Below are 10,733 nucleotides of genomic sequence, written 5' to 3'. Positions count from 1 at the left end.
GAAAAAGCCGTTCTACATCGAGCCGCTGTTCACCCGCGACCCGCGCCACATCAAGCCGGTGCACGTGCTGATGGCGATGATGGCGATCCGCGGCATCTACGAAAAACACAACGTGCAGTCGCTCAACCACGGCATCGGTTTCAACACCGCCGCCATCGAGCTGATCCTGCCGACCTACGGCGAATCCCTCGGCCTGAAAGGCAAGATCTGCCGCAACTGGACGCTCAACCCGCACCCGACGCTGATCCCGGCGATCGAGACTGGCTGGGTCGAGAGCGTGCATTGCTTCGGCACCGAGCTGGGCATGGAGAACTACATCGCCCAGCGCCCGGACGTGTTCTTCACCGGCCGCGACGGCTCGATGCGCTCGAACCGCATGATGTGCCAGCTGGCCGGGCAGTACGCCGTGGACCTGTTCATCGGCGCCACCCTGCAGGTCGATGGTGATGGCCATTCCTCCACCGTCACCCGCGGGCGTCTGGCCGGTTTCGGCGGTGCGCCGAACATGGGCCACGACCCACGCGGCCGCCGCCATCCGACCCCGGCCTGGCTGGACATGGCCATGCCCGGCGGCGAGGCCCCGGTGACCATGCTCGAGCGCGGCAAGAAGCTCGTGGTGCAGATGGTCGAGACCTTCCAGGAAGGCGGCAAACCCACCTTCGTCGAGCAGCTCGATGCGGTGGAGGTGGCGAAGAAGAGCGGCATGCCGCTGGCGCCGATCATGATCTACGGCGACGACGTCACCCATCTGCTCACCGAGGAAGGCATCGCCTACCTGTACAAGGCCCGCTCGCTGGAGGAACGCCAGGCGATGATCGCCGCGGTGGCCGGCGTCACCAGCATCGGCCTGCGGCACAACCCGAAGGACACCGAGCGCATGCGCCGCGAAGGGTTGATCGCCCTGCCGGAAGACCTCGGCATCCGCCGCAACGACGCCACCCGCGAACTGCTCGCCGCCAAGAGCATCGCCGAGCTGGTGGAGTGGTCCGGCGGCCTCTACAACCCGCCTGCCAAGTTCAGGAGCTGGTGATGAGCGCACTCATTGCACGACAGGCGCCGTCCGCGGCCGAGCGCTTGGCCGATCTGGCGGTGCAGGCGCTGGTCAACGAGGCCGACCTGTCGCCCAAGCCGGGGCTGGTCGACCGACGCGGCAGTGGCGCGCACAGCGATCTGCACCTGGGGCTGATGCACGCCTCGGCGCAGTCGCTGTGGCCGGCGTTCGCCGCCATGGCCGATGCCGCGCGGAGCGAAGGTCGGGTCAGCCAGGCGCTGCGGGAAACCCTCGGCCAGCTGGGCCGCGACGGCGAAGCGGAGATGCTGCGCGTTACCGCAGGGGTCAACACTCATCGCGGCGCGATCTGGGCGCTGGGGCTGCTCAGCGCGGCGGCCATGCTGGAAAGCGGCGCTTCGGCTGGCGGGATCACCGCCAGCGCGGCCGCCTTGGCGCGGCTGGACGACCCGGCCGCGCCGCACAACCCGGACAGCCACGGCGCGCGGGTCTGCCGTCGCTACGGCGTGCTTGGCGCCCGCGAACAGGCGCAGCACGGCTTTCCCGCGGTCATCGAGCACGGCTTGCCGCAGCTGCAGGCCAGTCGCCGCGCCGGCGCCGGCGAGCAGAACGCCAGGCTCGATGCACTGCTGGCGATCATGAGCAGCCTGACCGACACCTGCGTGCTGCATCGCGCCGGTCTTGAAGGGCTGACCCGCATGCAGGCCGGTGCCCGCGCCGTGCTCGAAGCCGGTGGTGCCGCCAGCCTCGCCGGTCGTCGCCAGCTGCGCCTGCTCGATCGCGACATGCTCGCCCTCAACGCCTCGCCGGGAGGCGCCGCCGACCTCCTGGCCGCCACCCTTTTCCTCGACCGCCTGGCGCCGCATGCGTCGGCGCCGACTGGGAGCAACTGAACATGGAAACCCTGTCTTTCGAATTCGCCGCCGGGCAACCCGCCCGCGGCAAGGCCCTGGTCGGCGTGGTCGGCTCGGGCGATCTGGAAGTGCTGCTGGAACCCGGCCAGGCCGGCAAGCTGGCGATCCAGGTAGTCACCTCGGTCAATGGTGCCGAGCAGCGCTGGAAGAGCCTGTTCGAGCGGATGTTCCGCGAGCAGACGCCACCGGCATTGAACATCGATATTCATGATTTTGGGGCCACGCCCGGCGTAGTGCGTCTGCGCCTGGAGCAGGGACTGGAGGAGGTCGGCCATGACTGATGTGTCCGCTAACACCGTGGCCCGTTTACTCGCGTCGCGCAGCTTCGTCGAACTCGGTGCCCGCCAGCGTGCCCGCGCGCTGCTGGACGAAGGCAGCTTCCGCGAACTGCTCGATCCGTTCGATCGCGTCACCTCGCCCTGGCTGCCGAAGCAGGGCATCGTCACCCAGGCCGACGACGGCGTGGTGGTCGCCAAGGGCACCATTGACGGCCAGCCAGCGGTGATCGCCGCCATCGAAGGCGCCTTCCAGGGCGGCAGCATGGGCGAGGTCGGCGGCGCGAAGATCGCAGGCTTGCTGGAACTGGCTGCCGAAGACAACCGCAACGGCATCCCGACCCGCGCCGTGCTCCTGCTGGAAACCGGCGGCGTACGTCTGCAGGAAGCCAACCTGGGCCTGGCCGCCATCGCCGAGATCCAGGCGGCCATCGTCGAGCTGCGCGACTACCAGCCGGTGATCGGCGTGGTCGCCGGTTCCGTCGGCTGCTTCGGTGGCATGTCCATCGCCGCCGGGCTGTGCAGCTACCTGGTCGTCACCCGTGAGGCCCGCGTCGGCCTCAATGGCCCGCAGGTGATTGAGCAGGAAGCGGGCCTCGACGAGTACGACTCGCGCGACCGCCCGTTCATCTGGAGCCTGACCGGCGGCGAGCAGCGCTATGCCTCGGGTCTGGTAGACGCCTATGTCGCCGACGACACCGACGCCATCCGCGCGCAACTGCACGAACTGTTCGCCCTCGGCAAGCCGCTGCAGCCGCGCAGCCGCCGCCACGCCTGGTACCTCCAGCGCCTGGCCGACGTCGACACCCGCACGCAGCTCGATGCCGCCGCCGTGCGTGCCCTCTACGAAGGAGATGCCCAATGAGCCGTGGACTGAACTGGTTGCAAGCCCTGGCCGGGGGTCAGGCACTGGCGGGCTATCCGGCCTCGGTGAAGGTGGTCGACGGCACGCTCGGTGAGCGCGCCGCCCGTTATATCGCCGTGGTGCCGGACGCCGAGAATCCCTTCCCGCGCGCGCGCAATGGCGAGGTCGGTCTGCTCGAGGGCTGGGCCCTGGGCCAGGCGCTGGACGAGGTGATTGCGGCCGATCGCGACAGGGCGGACAAGCGTGTGGTGGTCGCCGTGGTCGACGTGCCGAGCCAGGCCTATGGCCGCCGCGAGGAGGCGCTGGGCATTCACCAGGCGCTGGCCGGTGCGGTGGACGGCTATGCCCGCGCACGGCTGGCCGGGCACCCGGTGATCGCGCTGCTGGTGGGCAAGGCCATGTCCGGCGCCTTTCTCGCTCATGGCTATCAGGCCCAGCGGATCATCGCCCTGCGCGATCCGGGCGTGATGGTGCATGCCATGGGCAAGGCCGCCGCGGCGCGCATCACCCTGCGCAGCGTCGAGGAACTGGAAGCCCTGGCCGAATCGGTGCCGCCGATGGCCTACGACATCGACAACTACGCGACCCTCGGCCTGCTCTGGGAAACCCTCTCGGTGGACAGCATCGAGCAGCCCTCGGCGGATGATCTGACGCGTGTACGCGACTGCCTGAACAAGGCGGTGGTGGACATCGGCGGCAGCAGCGACCTGCGCGGCCGTCTGGGCGCGCCGAACCGCGAGGCGTCGTCGCGGGTGCGCGAGCTGCTGCGCGCGCAGTGGTAGCGAACACCTGAGCGGCGGTATCCGCCGAACCCATCAGCGACTCGACAACAACAATCACGAGGAGGCTGTAGATGCACGACACACCTCGCCCCCACGACCTGCTCTGGGGCATGACTCCAGCACAGCTGCCGGCCGATGCGCCGGCCTGGGCGGTGGCCGTGCTCGCCGCCGGCCAGCCGGTGGTTGTGCGGCGTGCGCGTGTGGCCGCCGGCCTGGTTGCGGTCGGGTTGCGCGGGGCGACGCGTGATCAACGCCTGGCCGCGCTGATGCCGGTCGAGGCGATCGCTCATCGGTTGGCACCGGAAGATCTGCTCGCTCGTCAGGCCAGTGAGGATCTGCCGGTGTTCCGCGTGCTGGCCGAGCTACGCCCGTTGCTCGATGCGCTGGGGTATGTATGGGGCGTCACCGGCTCGGCGGGCTTTCAGCTCGCCACCGGACTGCCGACGGCGCATCCAGACAGCGATCTCGATCTGCTGCTCAGAACCGAGCATCCGCTGCCACGCAGCGAGGCGCGCCCGTTGCTGCAGCTGCTGGAACGCCGCGCCTACCGCGTCGACCTGCAGCTGGAGACCCCGCTGGGCGGTGTGGCGCTCAGGGAATGGGCCGGTGACGGCGCGCGGGTGCTGGTCAAGACCGCGGATGGCCCCCGGCTGGTCGGCGATCCCTGGCAAGCGGGGCGTGCGGCATGAGCAGCCTGTTCGCCTTTCCCGGTCAGGGCGCGCAGAAACCCAGCATGCTCCAGCGCCTGCCGCAGGAGCCCGAAGTGCACGAATGCCTGACGCAGGCCAGTGCGGTGCTGGGTGAGGATGCGCTGCTGCTTGATTCGGCCGACGCGTTGCAATCGACCCGTGCCGTGCAGCTTTGCCTGCTGATCGCCGGTGTCGCCGGAGCGCGGCTGCTGATGCGTGATGGCCAGCGGCCGGACTATGTCGCCGGGCTGTCCATCGGTGCCTACGCCGCGGCGGTGGTCGCCGGGGCGCTGGACTATCGCGATGCGGTGCGACTGGTTGCGCTGCGTGGCGAGCTGATGCAGCGGGCCTACCCACACGGCTACGGCATGACCGCCATCCTCGGCCTGTCGCTGGGCACGGTCGAGGGCCTGCTGACGGAGGTCGCGGAGCCCGCCTACCTGGCCAATATCAACGCCGACAACCAGCTCGTCATCGCCGGCAGCGACGCCGCCATGGCCGCAGTCGCCGCCCGCGCCAAGGCTCTCGGCGCCTCCTGTGCGCGGCGCCTGGCGATGAGCGTGCCCTCGCACTGCGCGTTGCTCGATCAGCCGGCGCGTGAGCTCGCCGAAGCCTTCGCCAGCGTCAGCCTGCGCGCTCCGCAAATTCGCTATCTGAGCAGCTCGTCCGCACGTCCGATATTCGATTGCGAGTGCCTGCGCGACGACCTGGCCTTCAACATGTGCCGCGTCGTCGACTGGCACGGCACCCTGCGCACCGCCTACGAGCGCGGTGTGCGGCTGCACGTCGAACTGCCGCCGGGCTCGGTACTGACCGGGCTGGCACGACGGGTTTTCGAACAAGGTACGCTGGTCGCCTTCGATGGCGCCCGGCTCGATACGCTGGATGCCTTGCTGCGTCGGGAGGGCAGCCAGAGCCGATAGACCGCGTGCACATTCAGCGCGAGCAAGCCTTACTCGCGGCTGATCGATGGATAACAACAACGACCTCGACAACACGCGCCAAGCCCTCTGCAGGCCGGCGCAACCAAAAGGACAAGAACAATGATCATCTTTGGTGTGGCCTTCCTGGCCTTGTGTACCCTCACCGGCATCTTCGTCGGCGAGCTGCTCGGCAAGCTGATCGGCGTACCGGCCAACGTCGGTGGCGTCGGCATCGCCATGGTGCTGCTCATCCTCGTCGGCAGTTACCTGAAGAACCGCGGCCTGTTCAAGCCGGAAACCGAACAGGGCGTGAAGTTCTGGAGCGCCGTCTACATCCCGATCGTGGTCGCCATGGCCGCGCAGCAGAACGTCTACGGCGCGCTGTCCGGCGGCCCGATGGCGATTCTCGCCGGCATCGCCGCGGTGGTATTGGCCTTCGCCCTGGTCCCGGTGCTGGACCGCATCGGCCGAAAAAAGTCTGAGGCCGAGCCGGTTGCCACCGCCAAGCCCACCACCAGCAGCGCACGGGGGTAATGGCCATGTACGAATCGCTCATGAAAGTGGTCACCGGCTACGGCATGATCAGCGGCTTCGCCCTCATCGGCGCAACCATGTGGCTGTCCTACTGGCTGTCGGACAAGCTCACCAAGGGCCGTCTGCACGGCTCGGCGGTGGCCATCCTCATCGGCCTCTTGCTCTCCTACATCGGCGGCGTGGTGACTGGCGGGCAGAAGGGCCTGGTGGATATCGCGCTGTTCTCCGGCATCGGCCTGCTCGGCGGCGCCATGCTGCGTGACTTCGCCATCGTCGCCACCGGTTTCGGCGTCAGCGTCGAAGAGCTCAAGCGGGCCGGGATGGTGGGCGTGCTGGCGCTGTTCGTCGGCGTGTTCTCCTCGTTCATTGCCGGTGTCGCGGTGGCCATCGCCTTCGGCTACACCGATGCGGTCAGCCTCACCACCATCGGCACCGGTGCGGTGACCTACATCGTCGGCCCGGTTACCGGCGCGGCGATCGGCGCCAGCTCCGAGGTCATGGCGCTGTCGATCGCCGCCGGCCTGGTCAAGGCGATCCTGGTGATGGTGGCCACGCCCTTCGTCGCCCCGCTGATCGGCCTGAACAACCCGCGCTCGGCGGTGATCTTCGGCGGCCTGATCGGCACCTCCAGCGGCGTGGCCGGCGGCCTGGCGGCCACCGATGCCCGCCTGGTGCCTTACGGCTGCCTGACTGCGGCTTTCTACACCGCGCTGGGCTGCCTGCTCGGGCCATCGCTGCTGTTCTTCGTCATGCGCGGATTGTTGGGCTGAGCTGCCCCCCGCTGTAGTTCCCCGCCATACGCAGCGCGCCCGTCAGGGCGCGTTTGCGTTCATCAAGGAATGCCGAAAGATGAACTCTCTCAAGGTCAGCCACAAACTGGCCCTTGGCTTCGCCGCCGTTCTGGCACTGACCATCGCCGTCGCACTGATCGGTATCTATGGCATGGATGCATTGATCTCTCGCAGCGACAAGGCGCAGAGCGCAGCCAGGCTGCTCGACGAGGCCAATCGCATCCGTTACGCCCAGATCAGCTTTGAGACCCGCGGCGATCCCCGTCATGTGGAAGCGGTCGAGCAGTCGGTGGCCCGGGTCGTCGAGCTGGTGCAGCAGCAGAAGGCTGAATTCAGCGATCCGCAGGACCTGCAGCGCCTGGACGCCATCGCCAGTGAGGCCCAGCACTACCGCCAGCGCTTTCTCGAACTGGCCGGGCTCTGGGAGCGCAAGGTGAAGACGCGCAGTAGTTGGGTCGAGGCCGGCAACACGTCCGATGCACTGATCGCCGAGCTGGAGGCGCGCTGGTCCGGCACGCCGGACGCACCGGTCATGCATGAGGATCCGCGTAGCGCAGCCATCGGCCTGCAGGCCGGTGAAGTTTCCAAGCACAACCGCATGGTGCGCTTCATGGTGCGCGGCTACCTGATGACCGAGACCGAGCAGTCGCTGCAGCAATTGCAGCAACAGTTCAGCACGCTGCAGGCGGCGGTGGACAGGCTGGATGCCCAGCTGGCCGGTACCCCCGGCGTCGATCTGCAGCCTCTGCGTGACTCGGTGGCGACCTATATCCGCCAGTTCGGCCAGCTGCCGCCGATCGTCGCCGCCCAGGCGCAGGCGCGCGAAGAAATGCAGAGCATCTTCGACAGCATCTACCGCAACACCAGCGAAATCGTGCAGACCCAGACCGACAAGCGCAGCGCCGAAGCCGGGCAGAAAAAGGCGCTGCTGCTGGCAATCACACTGCTGGCGGTGGCGCTGGGATCGCTGATCAGCTGGCTCATCGTGCGTCAGCTGACGCAACCGCTGGCACAGGCCGTGGCGATCGCCGCGCGCATCGGTGCCGGCGACATGACCGAGCAGCCGCGACAGCAGCGCAGCGACGAGTTCGGTCAGCTGCTCGATGCGCTGGACCGCACCCGTGACAATCTGCGTGACCTGATCGGCCGCATGAGCGGCATCACCGGCCAGCTGGCCAGCGCGGCGGAGGAGCTTTCGGCGGTGACCGAACAGACTAGCGCGGGCATCCAGAGCCAGCGCCTGGAAACCGATCAGGTCGCTACCGCCATGCACGAGATGGCCGCGACCGTGCAGGAGGTGGCGCGCAATGCCGACGAGGCGTCCAGCGCCGCGCAGCATGCCGATCGCCAGGCGGCGCAGGGTGATGTGGTGGTGCAGCGGGCCCTGACGCAGATAGACCGCCTGTCCTCCCAGGTCGGGCTGTCGGCCGAGGCAATGGCGCAGCTGAACCAGGAAACGGCGGGCATCAGCACCGTGCTCACGGTGATCAACGGCATTGCCGAACAGACCAACCTGCTCGCCCTCAATGCCGCCATCGAGGCGGCCCGCGCTGGTGACGCCGGTCGCGGTTTCGCCGTGGTGGCCGACGAGGTGCGCGGCCTGGCGTTGCGCACGCAGCAGTCGACGGCGCAGATCGAGGAGCTGATCGGCAATCTGCAGAAGGGCGCGCTGCATGCCTCGTCGCTGATGGACAGCAGCCGTGGCCTGGCCGATGAGACGGTCAGGCTGGCGCGTGATGTCGGCGACGAGCTGCAGGCCATTACCCGCACGATCTCGACCATCCAGGCGATGAACCTGCAGATCGCCACGGCATCGGAGGAGCAGAGCTCGGTGGCCGAAGACATCAACCGCAGCGTGCTCAGCGTGCGCGATGTGGCCGAGCAGTCGGCCGCCGCAGCGCAGCAGACCGCGGCCTCGACGGTGCAGCTGGCGCGGCTGGGCAGCGAGCTGCAGGAGCTGACCGCGCGCTTCCAGGTCTGAAGCGATCCGCACAGCCGGTGCGGGGTGCGATCTGCTGCGCCCTTCGCCCGGCCTCTCGTCTCCTCGGCCCAACGTCGGGGGTTACAGCGGTAGGTTTTTCTGGCAGGGTGTCTCTGCGATTGCGTGACGATTTGCCACAGCTGGCGGTCGACGCGAATCGATGTGATTGCGGGAGAGACTGCCGCATGGCAGCGCCGAAGGAGCAACCGCCCCGGAAACTCTCAGGCAAAAGGACCGCTATCACTGCTGACACTCTGAAGAGCCGCCCGGTTTTCGTCGCCGGGCGCACCGAAGGAGCAAGCGAGCCGTCACGCGCTCGTGAATCTCTCAGGTCCAGAACAGAGGGGGCGCCCGCCGCGCGTTGGGCGCACGGGCTATGACCCCCTGACGTTCTGGAGCGACAACAATGAAAACAATCGCAGTCATCGGTGGCGGTATCACTGGCGTCACCACCGCCTATGCCCTGGCCAAGCGCGGCTTCTCCGTCACCCTGCTGGAAAAGCACCGTTACGCGGCGATGGAAACCTCGTTCGCCAACGGCGGCCAGCTGTCGGCCTCCAATGCCGAGGTCTGGAACCACTGGTCGACCATCGTCAAGGGTCTCAAGTGGATGCTCAAGAGCGACGCGCCGCTGTTGGTCAATCCCAAGCCCAGCTGGCACAAGCTCTCCTGGTTCGCCGAGTTCATCGGCTCGATTCCCAATTACCGGCAGAACACCATCGAAACCGCACGCCTGGCCATCGCCGCGCGCGAGCACCTGTTCGCCTGGGCAGAAGCCGAAGGCATCGACTTCGACCTGAAAAAGAAGGGCATCCTGCACATCTACCGCGACAAGGCCGGTTTCGAGCATGCCGGGCTGGTCTCACGCCTGCTCGCTGAAGGCGGCCTGCCGCGGCGCAGCGTGACGCCGGAGGAAATGCGCGCCATCGAGCCGACCCTGGCCGGCACCTACTACGGTGGCTACTTCACCGAGTGCGATTCCACCGGCGACATCCACAAGTTCACCCATGGCCTGGCCACGGCGATCGAGCGGCTCGGGGTGCGTTGTTTGTATGGCGAGGACGTGCAGGCGGTGGCCACTGACGGCAAGCGCGCGACCGTGACGCTGGGCGGCGTTGCCGGTGGCGAGCGCCTGGAGTTCGACGGCCTGGTGATCTGCGCCGGCACCGCCAGCCGCGATCTCGCCGCGCAGCTCGGCGACCGGGTGAACATCTATCCGGTCAAGGGCTACTCGATCACCGTCAACCTGGCCGACGAAGTCAGCCGCGCCTCGGCTCCCATCGTCAGCCTGCTCGATGACGAAACCAAGCTGGTCAGCAGTCGCCTCGGTGATGATCGCTTCCGCGTCGCCGGCACCGCCGAGTTCAACGGCTACAACCGCGACATCCGTGCCGATCGCATCCGCCCGCTGGTGGACTGGGTCAACCAGTGCTTCCCCGGCGTCAACACCCGCAGCGTAGTGCCCTGGGCCGGCCTGCGGCCGATGATGCCGAACATGATGCCCAAGGTCGGCCGTGGCAGTTCGCCCTGCGTGTTCTACAACACCGGCCACGGGCACCTTGGCTGGACGTTGAGCGCGATCACCGCGGACATGGTCGGTGACGTGGTGGCGCAAAGCCTGGGCCGGCCGGCTCCGGTCGCATCCGGGCAGACAGCCGTCGCCTAATGCGGCGGTCGCAGGGTGGAAGACGGCGAAGCCTCTTCCACCGTTGCGCGCCGGCTCTGCACCCACGGTGTGGCTGGCTTCACGTCGGGTGTAGGCTTGTGCGTTCCGGCCTTGCGTTGATTGGCCATGTGGGGCTCGGGCGTCATCGTAATCCTGCGGCGTTGCGAAAGACTGCGTGGATAAGCTTCGCGTTATCCACCCTACGTCGCCCAACACAGCGGTCGTAGAGTGGAAGACGGCGAAGCCTCTTCCACCGCTGCGGCGCCTATCTAATCATCTTCCCGTCCCGCTCGGCCGCATGCGG

The 10,733-nt window shown here is 67.8% G+C and carries 11 protein-coding genes and 1 riboswitch; all 11 genes read left to right on the top strand.

Annotation, left to right across the window (positions count from 1 at the left end):
* Positions 1-1,030, top strand: a 1,030-nt coding sequence (locus F753_RS28145) for a malonate decarboxylase subunit alpha (protein ID WP_023444072.1), incomplete at its 5' end; no start/stop codon positions are given.
* A complete protein-coding gene (locus F753_RS28140) occupies positions 1,030-1,902 on the top strand; it encodes a triphosphoribosyl-dephospho-CoA synthase (protein WP_023444071.1) in 873 nt (290 codons plus the stop codon). The genes F753_RS28145 and F753_RS28140, both read left to right, overlap by 1 nt.
* A 2-nt stretch (positions 1,903-1,904) precedes the next feature.
* Positions 1,905-2,204, top strand: coding sequence for a malonate decarboxylase subunit delta (locus F753_RS28135; RefSeq protein WP_003281886.1), 300 nt, complete (start codon positions 1,905-1,907; stop codon positions 2,202-2,204).
* On the top strand, positions 2,197-3,063 hold the full coding sequence (locus F753_RS28130) for a biotin-independent malonate decarboxylase subunit beta (RefSeq protein ID WP_023444070.1): 867 nt from the start codon (positions 2,197-2,199) through the stop codon (positions 3,061-3,063). Before F753_RS28135 ends, F753_RS28130 begins: the two co-directional genes overlap by 8 nt.
* Positions 3,060-3,845: a biotin-independent malonate decarboxylase subunit gamma gene (gene mdcE / locus F753_RS28125; protein WP_023444069.1), complete on the top strand. Its 786-nt coding sequence runs from the start codon at positions 3,060-3,062 to the stop codon at positions 3,843-3,845. Before F753_RS28130 ends, mdcE begins: the two co-directional genes overlap by 4 nt.
* 71 nt (positions 3,846-3,916) lie before the next feature.
* Positions 3,917-4,534: a malonate decarboxylase holo-ACP synthase gene (locus F753_RS28120; RefSeq protein ID WP_023444068.1), complete on the top strand. Its 618-nt coding sequence runs from the start codon at positions 3,917-3,919 to the stop codon at positions 4,532-4,534.
* Positions 4,531-5,457 carry a malonate decarboxylase subunit epsilon gene (gene mdcH, locus F753_RS28115; protein ID WP_023444067.1) on the top strand — a complete coding sequence of 309 codons (927 nt, stop codon included), beginning with the start codon at positions 4,531-4,533 and terminating at the stop codon, positions 5,455-5,457. The genes F753_RS28120 and mdcH overlap by 4 nt, the downstream gene beginning before the upstream one ends.
* A 120-nt stretch (positions 5,458-5,577) precedes the next feature.
* Positions 5,578-5,991 (top strand): malonate transporter subunit MadL, encoded by a 414-nt coding sequence (gene madL, locus F753_RS28110; RefSeq protein WP_023444066.1) that lies wholly within the window; start codon positions 5,578-5,580, stop codon positions 5,989-5,991.
* A gap of 5 nt (positions 5,992-5,996) precedes the next feature.
* Positions 5,997-6,761, top strand: a complete 765-nt coding sequence (gene madM, locus F753_RS28105; protein ID WP_031297191.1) for a malonate transporter subunit MadM — start codon at positions 5,997-5,999, stop codon at positions 6,759-6,761.
* 79 nt (positions 6,762-6,840) lie between these two features.
* The gene (locus F753_RS28100) at positions 6,841-8,763 is read left to right on the top strand and encodes a HAMP domain-containing methyl-accepting chemotaxis protein (protein WP_023444064.1); all 1,923 of its coding nucleotides are present in this window, start codon (positions 6,841-6,843) and stop codon (positions 8,761-8,763) included.
* A 159-nt stretch (positions 8,764-8,922) separates the two neighbouring features.
* Positions 8,923-9,010: riboswitch (glycine riboswitch) on the top strand.
* 159 nt (positions 9,011-9,169) lie between these two features.
* Entirely contained in the window at positions 9,170-10,429 is a 1,260-nt protein-coding gene (locus F753_RS28095; RefSeq protein ID WP_023444063.1) for a D-amino acid dehydrogenase, read from the top strand.
* The last annotated feature ends 304 nt before the right edge of the window (positions 10,430-10,733 follow it).

Origin of the sequence: Stutzerimonas chloritidismutans AW-1 (assembly GCF_000495915.1) — a bacterium.
In the GTDB taxonomy this organism is placed as follows: domain Bacteria; phylum Pseudomonadota; class Gammaproteobacteria; order Pseudomonadales; family Pseudomonadaceae; genus Stutzerimonas; species Stutzerimonas chloritidismutans.
Note: the sequence above shows the minus strand (reverse complement) of the source record. Positions and strands in the feature narration are given on the sequence as shown.